Genomic DNA, 21,074 nt, shown 5'->3' on the forward strand with positions numbered 1-21,074 from the left:
ACGGTCGTAGGGGCGACGGGGCGGCTCGGCGCGTTCTCAGCCGGAGGGTGGTCAGCCGGTCGCCTTCTTCACGAACTCCGTGGTGTACGTCTTGCTGAGGTCCACGTCGGCGTTCTTGATGTTCGGGTTGAACGCCTTGAGGACCTTCTCGACGGTCTCGGGACCGTTCTCGGGCATCACGCCGTCCTCGGTGAACATCGGCAGCGTGCTCTTGATCGCCCCGGCGTACAGCGTCTGGTTGCCCTGGGAGTAGTCGGCGGGCATCTTGGCGGCGATCTCGGAGGCGCTGTGCCCGGCCATCCACCGAAGGGTCTTCACGAAGGCGTTGGCCAGCTTCTGGACCGTCGCCTTGTGACCGTTGACCCAGTCCGTCTGCATGTACAGACTTGACGACGGGTACGGTCCGCCGAGCGCCTTCTGCGAGCCCTCGGGCGTGCGCATGTCGACGAGGACCTTGCCGAGGTTCTTCTCCATGACCGTGGCGACGGTGGGGTCCGTCGTCATGCCGCCGTCGATGGCGCCCTTCTGGAGGGCGGAGACGAAGGTCGGTCCGGCGCCGACGGCGACCGGGGTGAACTCGCTGACCTGCACACCGTTCTTGACGGCGAGGTACTTCGTCAGGAAGTCGGTCGAGGAACCCAGCCCGGTGACACCGAGCTTCCTGCCCTTGAAGTCCTTGGGCGAAGTGATGTCGCCCGCGCGCTTGTTGGAGACGATCTCCACCTCACCCGGAGCGTGCGAGAACTGCACGACGGACTCGACCGACTTCCCCTTGGTCTGCAGGTCGAGCGTGTGGTCGTAGAAGCCGACCGCCCCCTGCACCTGTCCGGAGACGAGGGCGGTCTCGGCCTGGACACCGGCCGGCTCGCTGAGGAGCTCGACGTTCAGACCCGCGTCCTCGAAGTAGCCGAGTCGCTGGGTGAGCATCGCCGGCAGGTAGATGACCTTGTCCAGCCCACCGACCATGATCTTGACGTGCTCCCCCTTGCCGCTCCCGCCGTTGCCGGAGCTGGCCGTGGTGCTCGCCGCGTCGTTGGCGCAGGCGGTGAGCGAGGAGAGAGCGAGCAGACCGGCGGCTGCCAGCGCGGAGTATCTGGCGGTCTTGCGCATGGTGGTTCACGTCCTTGTGAGTGGAGGGGAGGCTGTGCCTGCGTACGGCGGGATCGTGCGTACGGGCGTGGTGCTTGCGAGCGGACTCGTACGGGCGGATCCGTACGGGCGAGAGGGAGAAGCTGTGCCGACGTGCGGGCGCCGGTCAGCGGTCGGAATCCGACGGCTTCCAGCGGAAGATGCGGCGCTCACCGAAGGTCAGCAGTCCCTCGGCGAGCAGGGCGACGACGGCGAGGATGACCATCGCGGCGTACACGCCTGCCGCGTTGAAGGTGCCCTGCGACTGCGCGACGAGCAGGCCGATGCCCTTGGTGGCGCCGATGTACTCGCCGACGATCGCGCCGATGAGGGCGAACCCGAAACTGACATGAAGACTCGTGAAGATCCACGAGGTGGCGGACGGTATGACGACCTGCAGCGTCACCCTGCGGTCGCTCGCGCCGAGGATCCGGGCGTTGGCCACCAGGTTCCGGTCGACCTCCCGGGCGCCCTGGAAGGCGTTGAAGAACACCGGGAAGAAGACGAGCACCACGGCCGAGGCGACCTTGGACGCCGGTCCGAGCCCGAACCAGATCACGAAGATCGGCGCGAGGACGATCCTCGGTATGGAGTTGAGCACCTTGATGTATGGACCAAGAATGTCCGCGAGCAAGGCGATGCGCCCCAGCGCGATGCCGCAGAGCACGCCGGCGACCACACCGATGACCCAGCCGAGCAGCGCCTCGTGGAGCGTGTACCAGATCTGCTCGCCGAGAGGACCGAGCGCGGTCCCGTGCATCACCCAGGTCTGGATCTGCTCCCAGATCTTCGACGGCATGGAGAAGTTGAACGGGTCGATGACCTTGGCGCGCGAGAGCATCTCCCACAGACCCAGCACGGCGACCAGGAGCAGCACCCGGGCGGCCGCCACCACGATCTTGCGTCTACGGGCGGCACGGGCGCGGGAGTGCGCGCGGCCCGGAGTCTTGGCCGTGTCGACGACCGGAGCGCTGAGAACCTCAGGCGACATTGGCGGCGCCCCTTTCACGGGTGATGCGGACCTCTTCGCCGAGCGACTCCCAGATCTCGCGGTAGATCTCGATGAACCGCGGCTCCAGGCGCACCGATTCGACCTTCCGCGGCCGCGGCAGATCGATGTCGAAGACCTGCTTCACGGTGGCGGGCCCCGCCGTCATCACGACGACCTTGTCGGCGAGCGCGATCGACTCCTCCAGGTCGTGGGTGACGAAGACGACCGAGGCGCCCGTGCCCTCCCACAGTTCGAGCAGTTCGTCGGACATCAGCGCCCTGGTCTGCACGTCGAGCGCGGAGAAGGGCTCGTCCATCAGCAGGATCTCGGGGTCGTTGACGAAGGTCGCGGCGAGAGCGACACGCTTGCGCTGGCCACCGGAGAGCTGGTGCGGATACCGGTCCTCGAAGGCCGCGAGCCCGACCCTCGCGAGCCATTCCCGGGCCCGTTCCTTCGCCTCGGCCTTGGGCACGCCACGGAACCTGGGTCCGGCCATCACGTTGGACAGCACCGTGCGCCACGGGAAGGTGGCGTCCTGCTGAAAGACGAAGCCGACCTTGTCCCCGACGCCCGCGACAGGCTCCCCGGCGACCAGGACCTCGCCCTCGGTGGGCTCCTCAAGACCGCTGACCAAGGTCAGCGTGGTGGACTTCCCGCAGCCGGTCGGTCCGACGACGGCCACGAACTCGCCCCGGCCGACGGTCAGGTCCAACTCCCTGACGGCCGTGTGCAAACCCCCCGACGGGGTCTTGAAGATCTTGCTCGCGCCCCGTAGCTCGATGGCGGGGCTGGTGTCTGTGCTCATGGCCCGGGACCGTAGATGTGGGGCGGGCCACACCATCAGTCTTCTGGGCGCAAGCCGTTCTTCTGCTCGCAAGGGTCTGTTGTGCTCATTTTGCTCGCGCTACAACAGCGGAGCCGAAACACGGGCGCAACATACGCCCAGGCCTTGAAGAGAAAGAGGCCCGATGATTGACGTCCTGGTCGTGGACGACGACTTCCGCGTCGCCGAGATCAACGCGAAGTACGTGGGCAAGGTTCCCGGATTCCGGGTGGCCGCCCGCGCGCACAGTGCCGCCCAGGCTCTGGCCGCGATCGAGCGCACCCCCGTCGACCTGGTGCTGCTCGACCACTACCTGCCCGACCGGACGGGACTCGAACTCGTCCACCGGATGCGGGAGAACGGTCACGGCACCGACGTCATCATGATCACCGCGGCCGCCGATGTCGCCACCGTGCGGGCGGCGATGCGTCTGGGTGCCCTGCACTACCTGATCAAGCCGTTCACGTTCACCGCCCTGCGCACACGCCTCGACTCCTACGCCGCCCTGCGCCGCACCGTCGACCGCGTGGGCGGCCATGGGGTGACCGGCCAGGAGCAGGTCGACCGGATCTTCGGAGCCCTGCGCACCGCCCCCGCCCCGTCCTCCCCCGGGCTCCCCAGCGGCCACTCCGAGCCGACCACGGACCTGATCTGTGATGTGCTGCACCAGGCGAACCAGCCCCTGTCGGCTCACGAGGTGGCCTCCGAGACCGGCCTGAGCCGATCCACCGCCCAGCGGTATCTGCGGCACCTGGAACAAGCGGGACGGCTGCGCCTCTCCCTCAAGTACGGCGACACCGGACGCCCGGAACACCGCTACGCCTGGGTGGCGCCCTGAGCCGGCGCTCCCCCGGCGACAGGCTGCCGGGGTCCTGCCGCCGCAGGGCGGTCGTACACGACCCTCAGAAGGCCGTCAGACGGCCCCGGCCCCCGTGAGCGCGCGGACCTCGATCTCGGCGTGCTTGGCCGCGTCCGGCGGTTCCGTGGAGGTGACGGTGCCGAGCCAGCCGGCGACGAAGCCCAGGGGGATGGAGACGAGGCCTGGGTTCTGCAGCGGGAAGTACTGGAAGTCCACACCCGGGAAGAGTGATTCGGGACTGCCCGAGACCACCGGCGACAGCAGTACGAGCAGCAGCGCGGGCACCAGACCGCCGTATACGGCCCACACGGCACCGCGCGTCGTGAAGGACCCCCAGAACAGCGAGTACAGCAGCACCGGCAGGTTCGCCGACGCGGCGACGGCGAAGGCGAGCCCGACCAGGAAGGCCACGTTGAGATCGCGGGCGAGCAGGCTCAGGCCGATGCCGATCACGCCGATGCCGACCGACGCGGCGCGCGCCACCGTCACCTCGCCGCGCGGCTTCGCCCGGCGGCGGCGCAGCGAGCCGTACAGGTCGTGGGCCACGGCCGCGGAGGACGCGAGGGTGACCCCGGCGACGACCGCGAGGATGGTGGCGAAGGCGATGGCGGCGACGATCGCGAACAGGACCGTTCCGCCCGTGGAGTTGGCCCCGCCGCCGAGATCCAGGGCAAGCAGCGGAACGGCGGTGTTCCCGGCCGCGTTCGATCCGCGCACCGCCTCAGGACCGACGACGGCGGCCGCGCCGAAGCCGAGCACGATCGTCATCAAGTAGAAGCCGCCGATGAGCCCGATCGACCACAGCACGGAGCGCCGGGCGGCTCGCGCGGTCGGCACGGTGTAGAAGCGCGACAGGATGTGCGGCAATCCGGCGGTGCCGAGCACGAGCGCGAGCCCGAGGCTCATGAAGTCGAAGCGCGCCGTCCAGTCGGCGCCGTACTTCAGCCCGGGTGCGAGAAAGTCCTCGCCGTGGCCGCTGCGCCGGGCGGCCGTACGCAGCAGGTCGTTGATGTCTCCGTGGAATCGCATCAGGACCAGCACGGTGAGGGCGATGGCCCCGCCGATCAGCAGAACCGCCTTGACGATCTGGATCCAGGTGGTCGCCCGCATCCCGCCCATCGACACGTAGATCACCATGAGCGCGCCGACACCGATCACCGTCCAGTTGCGCGCCGCGTCGCTCGTGCCGCCCAGCAGCAGCGAGACCAGACTGCCCGCGCCCACCATCTGCGCCACCAGATACAGCACGGACACCACTACGGAGGACGCCCCGGCCGCGATCCGTACCGGCCGCACGTCCATCCGGGCCGCGACGACGTCGGCGAGCGTGAACCGCCCGCAGTTGCGCACCAGTTCGGCGACGAGGAAGAGAACGACCAGCCAGGCGACCAGGAATCCCACGGCGTACAGCAGGCCGTCGTAGCCGTACAGGGAGATGAGTCCGGTGACACCGAGGAAGGAAGCCGCCGACATGTAGTCCCCGGAGAGGGCAAAACCATTCTCCATCGGCGAGAACAATCGCCCGCCCGCGTAGAACTCCTCGGCCGAGCCGTGCCGGTTGCGACTGACCCATGTCGTGATCGCCAGCGTCACCGCGACGAACGCGCTGAACAGCAGGAGCGCGAGGGTCTGATGGTGGCCGCTCACCGCTCACCACCCCTGGCGTTGCGCGTCATCTCCTGGGTGTCCCAGCGCAGTTCGAGCGCGGCCCGGTCCCGGCGCAGCCGAGCGTGCCGTGCGTACGCCCAGGCGAACAGGAACGTCGTGAGGAACTGTCCGAGTCCCGCGAGGAGCGCCACGTTGACCGCGCCGACGACGGGAGTCGCCATGAACCCCGGCGCGGTGGTCGCGGCCACCACATACCCGACGTACCAGGGGAAGAAGACGGCGACGGCCGGAATCACGAACCTGCGGTACCGGCCGCGCACTTCCTGGAAGGCGGCGCTGCGCTGCACCTCCAGGTAGACGCGGGCGGCGTCGCCCGCGCCTCCTTCGTGCTCCGAGCGGGCGGCCGGCACGGCGGGTGCGAGCGCACCCGTGCCGTCCAACTCGCCCCAGCCGGAAGCGAGCGCGTCGTACCAGGGGTCGTCGAACCGCACCTCCCCCGTGTCGCCGCCGTCGTGCTTCTCCACCGAACTCTCCTTGTCCGCGACCCGTTTCTGCCGCGTGCCCAAGGATGTGCAGATCGGAGGGCTCCCTGACCCCGGTCTCCGCGCTCTTCACCCCATCAGGTGACGTCAACCCGCGGGCGGCCGTACGAGACCTTTCCCATAGGCGTAACGGACTGCTTGAGCACGGTCCTTGAGGCCCGCTTTGGCGAAAAGATTGTTGATGTGGGTCTTCACGGTGGCCGTGGAGACATGGAGCTTGCGGGCGATCTCATGGTTGCTGAGACCCTCGGCGATCAGCAGGAGAACCTCCGTCTCGCGCGAGGTGAGCCCGTCCGGGGCCTCCGGTGGCGGGCCGGGCTCGGGCTCTGGGGCCGACAGCCGCTCCAGCAACCGTCGCTGGATGCTCGGCGAGAGCCCCGCGTCCCCGGAGAGCACGCTCTCCACGGCCCGCACGATCTCGTCACCCCCCGCGTCCTTGGTCAGATAGCCGCGGGCCCCGGCACGCAGTGCGGGGAACAGGGACTCGTCGTCAGCGAACGTCGTGAGCACGACGACCTGGGTCCCGGGATACTCGGTACGGATACGCCGGGTCGCCTCGACTCCGTCACAGCGGGGCATGCGCAGATCCATCAGCACGACGTCCGGAGCGAGTTCGGCCACCAGCTCCACCGCCTCGGCGCCGTCACCGGCCGCCCCGACGACCTCGATCCCGGGCAGCAGCCCCAGCAGCATCACAATGCCCTCGCGCACGACGGTCTGATCGTCCGCGACCACGACCCGCGCCGGCCTGCGCTCCTCCCGCTCGGTCATACGGGCACCTTCAACGTCACCACGAACCCCTCCTCGCCCGGTCCGGCATCCAGCGAGCCGCCGAGCAGCTCCGCGCGCTCCCTCATGCCCAGCAGACCGTACCCGGCTCCCGAACCGCTGAGTTCGCCCGGTTTTCCACCCGAATCCCGTACATCAAGCGTCACTTCATGCTCTCCGTAGTCCAGCCGGATGTGCACCGCGGCCCCCGGAGCGTGCTTGCGTACGTTCGTCAGCGCCTCCTGCGCGACGCGGCGCACCGCTTGGGACGCCTCCGCCGGCAGCGGCTGGCGCTCGCCGGTCACCGTGACACCGGCGCGTTCGGCGGTCGCCACGAGTTCGCCGAGGAAGTCCTCCAGCGGAGTCATCTCGCCCCGGAGCGCGGACAGTGCCTGCCGGGTCTCCGCGAGCCCTTCGCGGGCCATTCCCCGTGCCGCCACGACCCGTTCGAGAATGACCTCCCGGTCCGCTCCTCTCTCGATGAGCAGGCGTGCCGCCTCAAGATGCACGAGCTGCGCCGACAGGCTGTGGGCCAGGACGTCGTGGATCTCCCTGGCTATCCGCGCCCGCTCCGCGAGTGCCGCCGACTCCGCCTCGGCCGCGCGCGCGGCGCGCTCCTGGACCAGCAGCCGCTGGGCACCGCCCCGGGCTTCCGCGTCCAGGCGCAGCACGTATCCAGCCAGCGCCAGGCCCGCGGTGGTGGCCGCGGTGGTCAGCCAGGCGTCGTCGTCGAACACGCCGTAGACGCCGAGCGCGACCGCCGTGGCCGGCAGGGCCGCGACGAGAGGCAGCCGTTCGATGGCGGCGACGCCGCATCCGCAGAGCAGGACGAGCGCCGGGATCCGGAAGCCCGCGTGGTGCCCCACGGACGCGACCGCCAGCAACAGGGCGAGCAGCACCAGGGAGGGCAGCAGCCGATGTTCCAGTGTGGTCCGCCAGAAGCCCCAAGCGAGGATGCCGCACACCACGATCCCCGTGATGCCTCCGGCCAGGGCCCAGCCACCGAGCTCCGGGTTCGTCAGTGTCGTGGCGAGGAGGGTGGCGAGGACGACGGCGCGCGTGGCCAGGGAGAGTACGCGGCGGGCCTTGTGCACACCCACGCGCGAGAGTGCCTCACGAGAGGGCCAGCGCATCCAGGCGTTGTCCGTCACAGGCGCTCCTTCCGCAGGACGCGGCCGACACCGTCACCGTACGCCGGGCTCTGTCCCTGATTCTGTCCCTGGTTCTGCCCCGTCGCCGTCGGCTCCAGTGCCTGTGCGCGCCAGGTCAGCAGCCCGGAGCGGACCAGCAGAGTGGCCGCGAGGCCGAGCATCAGGGCCGAGGAGGTCTGGTGCACACCGAGCAGGATCCCTATGCCGAACAGGCCCAGTCGCAGACAGATGCCCGCGGCCCAGACGGCTCCGCTGGCCTTGGTGCTCCTGCTCCACGCGGCGCCGTCCGGCTCTGTCCATATCCGCGTCGTCCACGCCCATCCGGCTCCGATGGCCACCGCCGTCACCAGTTCCGTGCCGAGCAGGAGGGACGACTCGATCTGGTGGTGCGGGTCGACCATGCCGGGCTCGCGCAGGGCCATGACGGCCAGGACGGCCGGCACGATCCACCAGCGGCGGTCCGAGGCGATTCGGCGGGCGCTGAACTGGCGCGTGATCACCACTGCGGCGATCGCCAGGATCAGAGCGGCATTCATGAGCCCGGACATGCGTGGCCTCCGTGAGCGGGGAGTGGGTGTCCGCAGCGAGTGCTGCCGACACCATCGACGCTACGGATATCTCGGCCTCGGCAGATCGGCGCCGGGGTGGACCCTGGGTGGATCCCCCGGACCCGCGTCTCTCCACCCACGGGTGGACCCCAGATCCCACGCACCAGGCCCTGGCCGTACGGGCCAGGCCTCAACCCTGTGAGGCGGGCCCCGACCAAGTGGCCCGAGCTCTGATGCGGCGGCCCACAGGCTTGTTTCGCCCCCTCCGCCCCTACCCGTCCCGTACCTGGGGCTCCGCCCCAGACCCCGCTCCTCAAACGCCGGAGGGGCTGAAGTTCTCCCGCACCTGAGAAGCGAGGGCGGGGAAAACTCAGGCCCGTGGGGCTGCGCCCAGACCACCACGCGCCCGCAGCCAGAGACAATCAGAAGGTGGCTGTGGCCGAGCGACGCAACCCGCGGTCCGCCAGGCATGGAAAGGGGCCGTGTTGGTACATCGCATGTCCGATGTACCAACACGGCCCCTACCCCTCCACTGAGGCGGCACCACACCCGGTGGCGCCCCGGAGGGTTACGCGTCGATGCGTGAGCGGTCCAGCGTCGCTGCCGAGCTGGAGATGAACTCCTTGCGTGGTGCCACGTCGTTCCCCATCAGGAGGTCGAACACCTGCTCGGACGCCTCCAGGTCGGAGATGTTGATGCGGCGCAGTGTCCGGAAGCGCGGGTCCATCGTCGTCTCGGCGAGCTGATCGGCGTCCATCTCTCCGAGACCCTTGTACCGCTGGATCGAGTCCTTGTAGCGCACGCCCTTACGCTGCAGCTCCAGCACCGTCTCCCGCAGCTCACGGTCCGAGTACGTGTACACGTACTTGTCCTGCCCCTTCTTGGGCTGGCTGAGTTCGATGCGGTGCAGCGGCGGGACCGCGGCGAACACGCGCCCCGCCTCGACCATCGGCCGCATGTAGCGCTGGAAGAGCGTCAACAGCAGGATCCGGATGTGCGCGCCGTCGACATCGGCGTCGACGAGAAGAATGATCTTCCCGTAGCGCGCGGCGTCGATGTCGAAGGTCCGCCCGGAGCCGGCTCCTATGACCTGGATGATCGCACCGCACTCGGCGTTCTTCAGCATGTCCGTCACGGACGCCTTCTGAACGTTGAGGATCTTGCCGCGGATCGGCAGGAGCGCCTGGAACTCGGAGTTGCGGGCCAGCTTCGCCGTACCGAGCGCGGAGTCGCCCTCGACGATGAAGAGCTCGCTGCGCTCGACGTCGTCACTGCGGCAGTCGGCGAGCTTGGCGGGCAGCGAGGAGGACTCCAGAGCCGTCTTCCGGCGCTGTGCGTCCTTGTGCTGACGGGCCGCGATCCTCGTGCGCGCGGCGGCGACGGCCTTCTCCATGACGACCCGCGCCTGCGCGGCCTCGTCCCGCTTGGTGGAGGTCAGGAACGCCTTGAGTTCCTTGTTCACCACGTTCGTCACGATGCGGCGGGCGGCCGAGGTGCCGAGGACTTCCTTCGTCTGCCCCTCGAACTGCGGCTCGGCGAGACGCACGGTGACGACGGCGGTGAGGCCCTCGAGCGCATCGTCCTTGACGATGTCGTCCTCTGCGACGCGCAGCAGCTTCTTGGTGCGCAGGACCTCGTTCATCGTCTTGGCGACGGCCTGCTCGAAGCCGGCGACGTGGGTGCCGCCCTTGGGCGTGGCGATGATGTTCACGAACGACTTCAGGGTCGTGTCGTAGCCGGTGCCCCAGCGCATCGCGACGTCGACACCGAGTTCGCGGGTGACTTCGGTCGGCGTCATCTGGCCGTGCTCGTCGAGGACCGGGACGGTCTCCTTGAAGGTCCCCTGGCCGGTGAAGCGGAGGACGTCGCAGACCGGCTTGTCGGAGGCCAGGAACTCGCAGAACTCGCTGATTCCGCCGTCGAAGCGGAAGGATTCCTCGCCCTTGCTGCCGCCTTCGCCGAGTCCAAATTCGTCACGGACGACGAGGGTCAGGCCCGGCACCAGGAAGGCGGTCTGGCGGGCACGCTGGTGGAGGTGCTCCAGGGAGAGGCGGGCGTCCTTGAGGAAGATCTGGCGGTCGGCCCAGTAGCGCACGCGGGTGCCGGTGCGGGTCTTCGGGATCCGCTTGAGCTTGCGCAGGCCGCTGCTCGCGTCGAAGGCGGCATCGGGACCGTCGGCCTTGAAGGCTCCGGGGGTGCCGCGGCGGAAGCTCACGGCGTGGGTCTGGCCGCTGCGGTCCACCTCGACGTCCAGGCGGGCGGAGAGCGCGTTCACGACCGAGGCGCCCACGCCGTGCAGACCGCCGGAGGCCGCGTAGGAGCCGCCGCCGAACTTGCCGCCGGCGTGCAGCTTGGTCATGACGACCTCGACGCCGGAGAGGCCGGTCTTGGGCTCCACGTCGACGGGGATGCCGCGGCCGTTGTCGCGCACCTCGACGGAGCCGTCGTCGTGCAGGATGACCTCGATGTGGTCGCAGTAGCCCCCGAGGGCCTCGTCCACGGAGTTGTCGATGATCTCCCAGAGGCAGTGCATCAGGCCGCGGCTGTCGGTCGACCCGATGTACATGCCCGGGCGCTTCCGCACTGCCTCGAGCCCTTCAAGGACGAGCAGGTGCCGCGCGGTGTAGTTGGAGCCGTCCCGGTCTGCTCCGGTCAGCAGCGCTGTGGACGGCACGGACGTATCGGCGGTCACGCGGTTCGCTCCTCGCTGAATTTCATGGGAGACCCTTTGGGGTAAGGGCCCGGCTTCGGTCGCCGTTCAGAGGGTACCGAGGCCTGGTAGAGCCGTTGTAGCACCACCCTCGCACGAACTCACCCTAGTCCAGGATCGCATGGGTGTTCGATCCCTCGATGGAGTGAAGTACATATCACGTTCCCTTCGAGGCATGAACCATTTAGGCTCCGGGCACGTCCTCATGAACAACCGGCAATCCAGCCGGGAGGACCGACACCTGACAGACAGCGCGAACCCGTACAGACACAAAGACACGCAATACGGCTCATTCGCCGCCACCCGGCAGCAGACAGCCGCCTCGAAAGAAAATTTCGAGGAAAAGCCGCGAGCGGGAACGTTTTCGGCCTGGTTGGATGTTGACCCTGGTACGACAGCTCGTCGAGCTAGAGAAGAGGCGACGTGACTACTGTTCTGACCCCCGCGAGCCCGCTGACGGCCGCTGACCGCTGCGACCGTTGCGGCGCCCAGGCATATCTGCGCGTCGTCCTCCTGAGCGGCGGAGAACTGCTCTTCTGCGCCCACCACGGTCGCAAGTTCGAGCCGGAACTCAAGAAGATCGCCGCTGAGATACAGGACGAGACGGAGCGGCTGACGTCCGTTCCCGAGAGCGTCAACGACGAAGAACGCTGACCTTCGCATCAACGACGAGCGGGTACCGGCGACAGGCCGGTGAGTGGGCGGTCACACCCTGGAGACAGGGAGTGACCGCCCACACTCGTACCGCATCGTCGAGAGTTCTCAGCGGCCTGCCTTCAGTGCCTGGACGGCCTCTGAGACCCGTGTGTAGACCCCTGGGCTCCCCGGGCGCCCACAGCCGCTCCCCCAGGACACCAGGCCGATGAGACGGCCCTGGGCGACCAGCGGCCCGCCGCTGTCCCCCTGGCAGGCGTCACGGCCGCCGGCGGGCTCTCCGGCGCAGACCATGGACGCGGCGTCGTAGGTGCCGGACTCGTCGCCGGGATAGGCCCGCTCGCAGGCCGTGTCGGAGAGCACGTGCACATCCGCGGCCCGCAGGCTGCTCGCATAGTCACCGCCGCCCGTCAGATCGCCCCAGCCGTAGACGGTGGCGGCGGTCCCCGGCTCGTACGCCGGATCCCCCGAGGGGGCCATACGGATCACGGAGGCGGCCGGCAGCGGCTCGGCGAGGGTCAGCACGCCGAAGTCCCCGGCGTTCGTATCACTGTCGTAGTGCGGGTTGACCCAGATGTCGGTCACGGCGATCTCCTTGCCGTCGCGGGACATCAGGTCCCCGCGGCCCGCGATGACCTTCAGATCGCGGTCGTCGCGTGGTGGCGCCCCCAGCACGTCCTCGCCGAGGCAGTGGGCCGCGGTCAGGACGGTGGTCGGACCGACGACCACTCCTCCGCAGAACTGTCCCGCACGCGTACCCCCGAACCGGTCACGGCTGGACAGGGCGACCGTCCACGGACTGTCGGAGATCTGGACCGGACGGCTTCCTATGACAACGCTGTCGGAGGACGCCAGGGCGGGGGTGGTCAGTGATATCACCGCGGTGGCGGCCGCAAGGGCCAGCGTCGGGGCGTAGGGACGGCGCATGCGCGCTCCTCACACTGGGAGGGTCGTGGAACACCCAGAGTGATCCAGCAGGCGATCACACGCATTCCGCGCGCACGGCGAGGGCCCGGCCTCCAAGAGGAGGCCGGGCCCTGGTCGACGTGCGGCCGAGGCCTAGTCGAGGTAGTCGCGCAGCACCTGCGAACGCGACGGGTGACGCAGCTTCGACATCGTCTTCGACTCGATCTGGCGGATCCGCTCACGGGTCACGCCGTACACCTTGCCGATCTCGTCGAGGGTCTTCGGCTGACCGTCGGTGAGACCGAAGCGCATCGAGACGACGCCCGCCTCGCGCTCGGACAGGGTGTCGAGGACCGAGTGCAGCTGCTCCTGGAGGAGCGTGAAGCTGACCGCGTCGGCCGGGACGACGGCCTCGGAGTCCTCGATGAGGTCACCGAACTCGCTGTCGCCGTCCTCGCCCAGGGGGGTGTGCAGGGAGATGGGCTCACGGCCGTACTTCTGGACCTCGATGACCTTCTCGGGGGTCATGTCGAGTTCCTTGGCCAGCTCCTCCGGGGTGGGCTCACGGCCCAGGTCCTGGAGCATCTGGCGCTGGACGCGCGCGAGCTTGTTGATGACCTCGACCATGTGCACCGGGATACGGATGGTGCGGGCCTGGTCCGCCATGGCGCGGGTGATCGCCTGACGGATCCACCAGGTGGCGTACGTGGAGAACTTGTAGCCCTTGGTGTAGTCGAACTTCTCGACCGCGCGGATCAGACCGAGGTTGCCCTCCTGGATGAGGTCCAGGAAGAGCATGCCGCGACCGGTGTAGCGCTTGGCCAGAGAAACCACCAGACGGAGGTTGGCCTCCAGGAGGTGGTTCTTGGCGCGGCGGCCGTCCTCGGCGATGATCTCGAGCTCACGCTTGAGCTTGGGGGCGAGCTTGTCGGCGTTGGCCAGCTTGTCCTCGGCGAACAGACCGGCCTCGATGCGCTTGGCGAGCTCGACCTCCTGCTCGGCGTTGAGCAGCGGGACCTTGCCGATCTGCTTGAGGTAGTCCTTGACCGGGTCGGCGGTGGCACCGGCGGCCGCGACCTGCTGCGCGGGCGCGTCGTCCTCGTCCTCGTCGGACAGGACGAAGCCCTGGGCGCCGTCCTCGGTGGGCTCCTCCGCACCGGGCTTGCCGGGGGTCTCCTCGACCGTCTCCTCGTCGACGAGCTCGGCGTCGTCCTTCTTGGCGCTCGTCTTCTTGGCCGCCGTCTTCTTGGCGACCGTCTTCTTGGCGACGGCCTTCTTCGCCGTCGTCTTCTTGGCTGCGGTGGGCTTGCCTGCGGAGGCGTCCTCGGCCGAATCGTCGGCGAGGGCAGCCGGAGCCGCGGTGGCGGTGGCCTTCTTGGCAGTCACCGTCTTGGCCGCCACGGTCTTGGTGGCGGTGCGCTTGGCCGGACTCTTCGCTGCGACGCTCTTTCGGGTGCGCTTGGGCTCCGCGGCACTGACCATCAGCGTCACACCCTCTTCCTCGAGGATCTGGTTGAGGCTGCGCAGTACGTTCTTCCACTGAGTGGCCGGAATCTGGTCAGCTTCGAAGGCCCGACGCACGTCATCGCCGGCGATCTGCCCCTCAGCCTTTCCCCGCTCGATGAGCGCCATGACAGAGACGGACTCGGCGATCTCCGGCGGGAGCGTACGGGATGTGCTGGCCGACACGAACAACCTCTCGGAACGTTGGAAAACGGCTTCCGGCCCCGTCCGCTGTGGACAGGAACCGACGACCGCCGACTGGGGATGGGCCGACGGCGCGGGCGGGGACCGGGAAGATGCACAGCGCCACACACGGCGTCTGTATTCCTTCCTCGGCTATCACCTCTTAGGTCATCGCGCTGCCCCGAAGAGCGTTACGCCCAATCTGCGTGGCCCGAGTCACACCCCGTAAGTGCCCAAAAGATGACAGATCCTGTCAATCCAGGTTAGTTCATGATCCGCCGCCCGGTCGCACCGTCGGGACCTCACCTCATCCGGGAAGGATTCGGTGAGGTCCCGACGGGTGATGACTCTCGGGTCCGACGCCGCCACGGAAGCGCACACGCTCCGGACCGCGTCACCCCCGCCGCGCGATCAGTGCTCGCGCGGCGCGGGCACGACACGCTCCACCTCGGGGTGGACGGTGAGGAGCTGCCGCATGGCCGTCTCGGCCGCCGCGCCGTCCGCCGCCGCCAGGGCGTCGACGATGCGCGCGTGGTGACCCAGCGAGGCCTCGTTCGGCCGGTCACAGCCGGTGACCGGGCTCCCGGAGACCTGGAGGGCCGCCGACACGATCCCCGAGAGGTGCTCGAGCATCCGGTTGCCCGCGAGCTGGATGAGCAGCGAGTGGAACTCGGTGTCGGCCCGCGAGAAGGTCAGGGCGTCACCCTGCGACATGGCGTGGCCCATGATCTCGACCATGTCGCCGAGGCGCTGCTGGACCTCCTCGCGCCCGTGTCCGGCCGCGAGGCGCGCGGCGAGCGGCTCGATCGTCCAGCGGAGCTCGCTCAGCTCGCGCCGCTGGTCGTCCCGCTGCGGACCGAAGGCCCGCCACTCGATGATGTCCGGGTCGAGGAGGTTCCAGTCGCTGACGGGGCGCACGCGCGTGCCGACGTTCGGGCGGGCACTGACCAGCCCTTTGGCCTCCAGGACGCGGAGCGACTCACGGACGACGGTCCGGGAGACCTCGAATCGCTGGCCGATCTCCTCCGGCACGAGCGGACGGTCCGCGCCGAGGTCTCCGGAGACGATCATCTGGCCGAGCTGTTGGACGAGTTGGCCGTGCAGTCCGCGGCCGCGGCTGCCGGCGGCGCGTCGGCCGACGCGGCCGAGCTCCGGCTCGGCGCTCTCCCACACAGGGGGACCGACGCGGTCGGCACCGGGCGCGTCGGCATAGGGGTAACGGTCGAGTTCGCCCGGTCCGGCGAGGCCGGAGTCTGAGGAACGGGCGGCGGTCATCATGGTCTGCGCAAGGGTACTCACGGGTCTTTTGTCGGCGCCGGTTCCAACTGCCTTGAGGTCTTTGGTGAAAAGCACACGAAAGGGTGATCGCTCACACCGTCGCAATTGACGCCTTATCGGAAAGAAATGGGCGTTCTCCGGGGAGTTGTGCGCACAGGGGGAACGGAAGGGTGCGGACGGTCGTCATCGGGCCCGGCTCCGCAGGGTCGTGAGCAGATATGTGCAGAGCAGTGCGGTGAGCGACAACAGCAGTGCTCCGCCCACGGGTTGGGCGAGTACCCGCACGACGGCCGTCAGGTAGCGCTCCCCGCCGAACGGCCACTGCATGAGGACCAGTTCCCGGAGCCGCTCCGGGAACCCGGCCGCCGACCGCACAGACGGTCCCTGAAAGGCCTTTTGTACGAGCGGTACGACGACGACCGGCACGGCGAGGACCGCCGCGAGCCCGGCGGCGGTGGACCGGAAGACGCCGGCCGCCAGCACGCCCGCCCACGCGCAGCCCACCACGAGACCGAACCAACTCGCGCTCAGCGAAAGCCAGTCCGACGGAACTCCAGCGAGCTCCCGTCCGTAGACGAGGTAGAGCATTTCGAGGTCGCATCCCACGGTGAGGAACGCCAGTGTCAGCGCGGTGGCCGAGGCGAAGAGGAGCTTGGCGGTCAGCAGTCCCAGCCGGCGCGGGACGGTGCCGCGGTCCGCGGCCAGGGCGGGGTGGCGGAACTCCTCGCCGAAGGAGACGGCTCCCAGCAGTCCGGCGCCAAGCGCGGCGGGCGGGAGCGGGAGTTCCCGCGGCCACGCGGCAAGCAGACGCGGCTGCGGCGTGTGACCGATTCTGGCCAGCAGGAGGGACAGGAGGACCGAGGTGACGAGAACGGCGGCCGCCGTGAAGTAGCCGGTACCGACACCGGCCGCCCTGCGCAGTTCGTAGCGCAGGGGGCGCAGCGGGCTCCGGGCCTGGCGTACGGCGATGGGCGGCGGAAGGGCGGAGGCGTCGTCCGAGGCCGGGGTCTCGGCGAGGCCCGGCTCGTCCGCGGACCCCGGCTCGTCCGCGGAGCCTGGCTCGTCCGCGGAGCCTGGCTCGTCCGCGGAGCCTGGCTCGTCCTTGGAGCCCGGCTCCTCGGCGGGTCGCTCACCCTCCTCCGACGGCGCCTTGGCCGACGAGGGCCCCATGTCTCCTGTCTCGTCGGCGAGTTGGTGTACGAGGATGCCGTGCCGGAAGGCCGTCTCGCCGACGTCGGCGCAGGTGCTGCCGTACACCGAGAGCCGGTTGCCCTCCTCGCGCACGACTTCCACCGAGCGCTGCGCCGTTCGGGCTTCCTTGGTCAGCAGGGAGCCCAGCCGGGCGGCATGCGGGCTGCGGACGGCGACGCGCGGCCGGAGCCGGGTGCGGGCGAACTCGGCGGCCTCTTGGTCGGCGACGAGGCGACCCCGCTCCAGCGTCACGACCCGGTCGGCGGTCCGTGCGGCCTCCTTGGGGTCGTCCGTGGTGAACAGCACGGTGCCGCCCTGGTTCGCGTGCGCGCGCAGCATCCCGTGCAGCCATCGGCCTTCCCTGATGGACAGTCCGCCCGCAGGGGCGTCGAGCACGAGGGTGTGGGGATCGGGCAGGAGCGCGCAGGCGAGCCCGAGCCGGCGGTCCATGCCGCGGGAGAGCGTGCCCAGACTCTCGTCCCGCAGGCTGACGAGCCCGACCACTTCGAGGACTTCGTCCGCACGGCGCGCGGGTACCCCGGCGGCGGCGCAGAGCATACGGAGCTGACCTCGGACCGTGCGTGCCGGATGACCCGGCACCTCGCCCAGGAGCACGCCGACCTCACGGGCGGGATGGGCGATCCGATGCAACGGCCTGCCCCGGAAGTAGGTGATTCCGCGGCCCTGTTGGAGTTCGAGCATGAGTCTCAGGGCCGTCGTCTTGCCCGCGCCCGGGGCTCCGAGGAGCGCCGTGACGTGTCCCGCGTGCGCCTCGAAGGACAGGTCGTCGACAGCGGGCGGACCCGCCTTGCGGGAGTTGCTGGTCAGTCCGATGGCCTGGATCACTCAAAGCAAGATAGCGCGACATTCCGGATTTTCCGGGCACCATGCGACACCATGCGGCTCGCCTCCTGCAGGCCTCGCGGCTCCGACGAGAGCACCGAGGTCCCGGCGCCCGGAACCGCGTTCGCGGCCTTCCTCAGACCTCGGGGCGCAGCATCGGCGGGTTGAGCAGCGTGGCGCCGCCCGCACGGAACAACTGGGCGGGGCGGCCGCCCTGCCGCGTGGTCGTGCCTCCGGTGGGCACGAGGAAGCCCGGTGTGCCGGTCACCTTGCGGTGGAAGTTGCGCGGGTCGAGCGCCACGCCCCACACGGCCTCGTAGACACGACGCAGCTCGCCCACGGTGAACTCCGTCGGGCAGAAGGCGGTCGCCAGCGACGAGTACTCGATCTTGGACCGGGCGCGCTCCACACCGTCCGAGAGGATCTGCGCGTGATCGAAGGCGAGCGGTGCCGCCTGCTCCCCGTCCCGCCCGTATCCGCCCTGCTGCAGCAGTTCCTCGACCAGCGCCCAGCGCGCGCTGTTCGCGTCACCGCCCGCGCGCGGAGCGGGCAGGTCGGGAGCGAGGGCCAGGTGCGCGACGCTCACCACCCGCATCCGGGGGTCGCGCTTCGGGTCACCGTAGGTCGCGAGCTGTTCGAGGTGCGCGCCGTTGTCCTGTGCGGGCACCGACGGGTCGTGGGCGCACAGTCCCGTCTCCTCGGCCAGCTCACGGGCCGCGGCCTGCGCCAGGTCCTCGTCGGTCCGCACGAATCCGCCGGGCAGCGCCCATCGCCCCTGGAACGGCTGCTCGCCCCGCCGTACCGCCAGCGCGCACAGGGCATGGCGGCGCACGGTCAGCACGACCAGGTCCACGGTCACGGCGAAGGGCGGAAAGGCTGACGGGTCGTAGGGCATGCCGCGATCATAGTCGTCTGCCTGACGATAAACACCTCCTTCGGAAGCCCGGTACAAGGTTGATCGACTTCGGTCCCGTACGGCGCACCGTCGCCCGGAAGCCGGTCGACGACGCCTCCCGCGGCGTCACACCCCCAACTGCAGTCCGTCACCCGCTTCCTCGACCATGGCGAGCCCGAGTCTGCTGACGCGCACGGAGAAGGGAGCGCCCGAGATCCGCAGGCCCGTCAACACGATCTCTCCCAGAGGCGCGGCCCGGAACGGGCGCAGGGTCACTGTGCCCGCGGGCGCATCGGGGCGGATCCCTGCCAGGGCGCAGAGCAGCAGTACCCCTGCGGCGGCCGAGGTGGCCGCGGGCCGGGAGGCGGCCGGATGAGGAACCGGTGCACTCCCCCGCGCGCGCTGCTCCCCCGCGTACATCTCGGGCAGTCTGCCGCCGAAGGACTCGGCCGCCGCCAGTACGCCACGCAAGAGGGAGCCGGCCTCCTTCTCGTGGCCCGCGGCGGCGAGCCCCGTGACGGCGACGGCCGTCTCGTGGACCCTTACCGCCCCGCTGCGATGACCGAACGGGTTGTACGCCGCCTCCTTCGCCCCGAGGCTGCGCAGCCCCCAGCCCGAGTCCATGGCCGGACCGCCGAGCAGCCGCGCGAGCTGCTCGGTCCGCGCCTTGTCGAGCAGACCGGGGGCGTGCTCACCCGCGCCCGACAGGCCTGTGTCGAGGAGATGGGCGGCGCCCGAGCCGAGCTGAGGCACGGGGCGTCCGTCCTTGGTGCGGGCGGCGGCCGGTCGGCCGCCGCCCGGGTCCTCGATCCAGAAGTCGTCGCGGAACGCCCCCCGCATCGCCCGGGCCCATTGCCGCAGCCCCGTGCCGCCGGTCCGTCCGTGCGCGTCGAGCAGATCGGCGCCCAGCAGCGCGGCGCGATGGGCGTGTGCCTGTGTCTCGCAGCGGAACGGTCCGCCCGGCTGGGGGTCGGGCAGATAGGTGCCGTCGCCGATCGTGGTCCGCAGCCACTCCAGGCACCGCTCGGCCGCGGGCAGCAACTCCTCCACCTCCCGCTCGGGCAGCCCCCAGCGCCAGGCCTCGGCGAGAAGCACGGGGAAGAGCAGGGTGGCCTCGGTCGCCGTGCAACCGGGCGGTAGGTGCGGCCCGCTGTCCCGGAGCGGTCCCGGGATCAGTCCGGCGTGCGGTCCCGGACCGGCGAGTTGGGTGCGGGCCAGAGTGCGCAGCGTGCCGGCGGCGAGACGGGTGCCCAGCGGCAGGGTCATCCGGGCCGCTGCCAGCGCCTCGGCCGGAGCCAGCCCACAGCGCCAGGGCGCTCCCGCCGCGAGGTGGGTGTCGGCCGGGTGCCGGGAGTCGCGCAGCAGCAGGGCTCGAAGGTCGTCGACGCTGGTTCTCAGAAGCGATTCGGCTCCGGGCTCGTCGCTCACCACCCGGGCCTCGGCGAACGGGCTCGCCGCGCCCCGGCCCGCCGCTCTGAGCGGCCCCTGGCCGTCCGGTCTGACACGCAGTTCCAGCGTGAGCGAGCCGCCCGGCGCCAGTTCGACTTCCCAGCGCAGCAGTCCCGCCGAAGCCAGGGCGTCGGTGGGCGGCGGATCGGCGGAGACGATCACATGGCCCGTGGGGCTCGACCAGCGCAGACCGGCGGCGTGGACACTCGCGGGCAGCTCGGCTCCGGCCCGGCCCGAGGCGACGTCGCCCAGTTCCGCGAGGTCCGTCCCGAGGGCGACCTCGACGGGCAGGCGCAGGGCCCGAAGAGCCGAGCTGCGCAGGGTGATCCTTTCGACGCCGTCCGCCTGGCGGGTTCTTTCGACGATCACGTCCGGGTCCGGACCGGTGTCGGGGCAGGCGCGCAACGTACCCACGAAGCGGGCGCGGTCGGCCGCGAGCATCCGGGCCTGCATGGCCAGCGGCTCCCGGCCCGCGACCCGCACGAGGCAACGGGACAGAGTCCGTCGGCCCGCCATGTAGAAGCCCTCGAGGCCACGGCCGGTGAGCTGTCCTTCCTCCGTCGAGATCACCAGTCCAGGCAGGGCGGCACAGATCAGGGTGGTGTGGGCCGGGGGCAGATCCGCCGGCCGGCCCGGCACGGGAAGGGGCGTCCGCGGAGCACCGGGACCGCGCCCTGCCGGGAGCAAGGGCGCGCCGGGTTCGCGGCCCGGTCGTGGGGCCGCCGGAGCGCCCCCGCGTCCGGCGGGCTGTGCCGGCTCGGGACCGGACGGGCGACCGCCGTCGGGCGCCGAGGACGGATGGGGCATGGACATGGGCTTGCTTCCTCCGCGCTCGATGCGCCTGGAGTGCGCTGGGCTCCGGGTGGGGGCTCCGCGGGGTTGGCGGCGTTGGGGCGGCGCAATCCGGCCACGGATTCCGCCACTCAGGTGAACGGGCCAGCCCGGTCCCGGGTCACGCGTTTGACCAGGAAGCCGACCGAATGGCGGTGGGGCCGGGCACCGGTCGCTCCAGCGTCGGTGGGACGGTGGCCGGCAGTGCGGGTC

17 protein-coding genes are annotated in these 21,074 nt (G+C 70.1%); 2 read left to right on the forward strand and 15 right to left on the reverse strand.

The window, feature by feature from the left end:
* Nucleotides 1-51: 51 nt before the first annotated feature.
* From ACZ4TO_RS08105 to ACZ4TO_RS08115, 3 genes are all read right to left on the reverse strand, one after another.
* Nucleotides 52-1,110 carry an ABC transporter substrate-binding protein gene (locus ACZ4TO_RS08105; RefSeq protein WP_468023726.1) on the reverse strand — a complete coding sequence of 353 codons (1,059 nt, stop codon included), beginning with the start codon at nt 1,108-1,110 and terminating at the stop codon, nt 52-54.
* Nucleotides 1,111-1,255: 145 nt separating this feature from the next.
* Nucleotides 1,256-2,119 (reverse strand): ABC transporter permease, encoded by an 864-nt coding sequence (locus ACZ4TO_RS08110; protein WP_382794161.1) that lies wholly within the window; start codon nt 2,117-2,119, stop codon nt 1,256-1,258.
* Complete coding sequence (locus tag ACZ4TO_RS08115; protein WP_382794165.1) at nt 2,109-2,924, reverse strand: ABC transporter ATP-binding protein; 816 nt, start codon at nt 2,922-2,924, stop codon at nt 2,109-2,111. Before ACZ4TO_RS08115 ends, ACZ4TO_RS08110 begins: the two co-directional genes overlap by 11 nt.
* Nucleotides 2,925-3,087: 163 nt before the next feature.
* Between ACZ4TO_RS08115 and ACZ4TO_RS08120 the strand changes: the two genes are divergently transcribed.
* Complete coding sequence (locus ACZ4TO_RS08120) at nt 3,088-3,780, forward strand: response regulator (protein WP_468023727.1); 693 nt, start codon at nt 3,088-3,090, stop codon at nt 3,778-3,780.
* 75 nt (nt 3,781-3,855) lie between these two features.
* On the opposite strand, the gene ACZ4TO_RS08125 is transcribed toward ACZ4TO_RS08120, so the two are convergent.
* The 6 genes from ACZ4TO_RS08125 to ACZ4TO_RS08150 all read right to left on the reverse strand — a co-directional run bounded on the left by ACZ4TO_RS08125 (nt 3,856) and on the right by ACZ4TO_RS08150 (nt 11,110).
* Nucleotides 3,856-5,448: a solute symporter family protein gene (locus ACZ4TO_RS08125; protein ID WP_468023728.1), complete on the reverse strand. Its 1,593-nt coding sequence runs from the start codon at nt 5,446-5,448 to the stop codon at nt 3,856-3,858.
* Complete coding sequence (locus ACZ4TO_RS08130; protein ID WP_382794172.1) at nt 5,445-5,933, reverse strand: DUF485 domain-containing protein; 489 nt, start codon at nt 5,931-5,933, stop codon at nt 5,445-5,447. Before ACZ4TO_RS08130 ends, ACZ4TO_RS08125 begins: the two co-directional genes overlap by 4 nt.
* A 105-nt stretch (nt 5,934-6,038) precedes the next feature.
* Nucleotides 6,039-6,722, reverse strand: coding sequence for a response regulator transcription factor (locus tag ACZ4TO_RS08135; protein ID WP_468023729.1), 684 nt, complete (start codon nt 6,720-6,722; stop codon nt 6,039-6,041).
* On the reverse strand, nt 6,719-7,870 hold the full coding sequence (locus ACZ4TO_RS08140) for a sensor histidine kinase (protein ID WP_468023730.1): 1,152 nt from the start codon (nt 7,868-7,870) through the stop codon (nt 6,719-6,721). The genes ACZ4TO_RS08135 and ACZ4TO_RS08140 overlap by 4 nt, the downstream gene beginning before the upstream one ends.
* Complete coding sequence (locus ACZ4TO_RS08145) at nt 7,867-8,418, reverse strand: DUF1453 domain-containing protein (protein WP_468023731.1); 552 nt, start codon at nt 8,416-8,418, stop codon at nt 7,867-7,869. Before ACZ4TO_RS08145 ends, ACZ4TO_RS08140 begins: the two co-directional genes overlap by 4 nt.
* A 568-nt stretch (nt 8,419-8,986) precedes the next feature.
* Nucleotides 8,987-11,110 (reverse strand): DNA gyrase/topoisomerase IV subunit B, encoded by a 2,124-nt coding sequence (locus ACZ4TO_RS08150; RefSeq protein WP_382794183.1) that lies wholly within the window; start codon nt 11,108-11,110, stop codon nt 8,987-8,989.
* A gap of 441 nt (nt 11,111-11,551) precedes the next feature.
* Between ACZ4TO_RS08150 and ACZ4TO_RS08155 the strand changes: the two genes are divergently transcribed.
* Nucleotides 11,552-11,782 carry a DUF7455 domain-containing protein gene (locus ACZ4TO_RS08155; RefSeq protein ID WP_121406526.1) on the forward strand — a complete coding sequence of 77 codons (231 nt, stop codon included), beginning with the start codon at nt 11,552-11,554 and terminating at the stop codon, nt 11,780-11,782.
* 108 nt (nt 11,783-11,890) lie between these two features.
* Here the strand turns inward: ACZ4TO_RS08155 and ACZ4TO_RS08160 are convergent, their stop codons facing one another.
* From ACZ4TO_RS08160 to ACZ4TO_RS08185, 6 genes are all read right to left on the reverse strand, one after another.
* A complete protein-coding gene (locus ACZ4TO_RS08160) occupies nt 11,891-12,709 on the reverse strand; it encodes a serine protease (RefSeq protein ID WP_468023732.1) in 819 nt (272 codons plus the stop codon).
* 132 nt (nt 12,710-12,841) lie between these two features.
* Nucleotides 12,842-14,377 carry an RNA polymerase sigma factor gene (locus ACZ4TO_RS08165; protein ID WP_382794189.1) on the reverse strand — a complete coding sequence of 512 codons (1,536 nt, stop codon included), beginning with the start codon at nt 14,375-14,377 and terminating at the stop codon, nt 12,842-12,844.
* Between the two features lie 408 nt (nt 14,378-14,785).
* The gene (locus ACZ4TO_RS08170; RefSeq protein WP_385040655.1) at nt 14,786-15,673 is read right to left on the reverse strand and encodes a FadR/GntR family transcriptional regulator; all 888 of its coding nucleotides are present in this window, start codon (nt 15,671-15,673) and stop codon (nt 14,786-14,788) included.
* A 162-nt stretch (nt 15,674-15,835) separates the two neighbouring features.
* Entirely contained in the window at nt 15,836-17,689 is a 1,854-nt protein-coding gene (locus ACZ4TO_RS08175; RefSeq protein ID WP_468023733.1) for an ABC transporter ATP-binding protein, read from the reverse strand.
* A 133-nt stretch (nt 17,690-17,822) separates the two neighbouring features.
* Nucleotides 17,823-18,581, reverse strand: a complete 759-nt coding sequence (locus ACZ4TO_RS08180) for an NUDIX hydrolase (protein ID WP_468023734.1) — start codon at nt 18,579-18,581, stop codon at nt 17,823-17,825.
* Between the two features lie 126 nt (nt 18,582-18,707).
* The gene (locus ACZ4TO_RS08185; RefSeq protein WP_468023804.1) at nt 18,708-20,837 is read right to left on the reverse strand and encodes a glycogen debranching N-terminal domain-containing protein; all 2,130 of its coding nucleotides are present in this window, start codon (nt 20,835-20,837) and stop codon (nt 18,708-18,710) included.
* Nucleotides 20,838-21,074 lie beyond the last annotated feature (237 nt).

It is taken from the genome of Streptomyces sp. NPDC028298, from assembly GCF_055565895.1.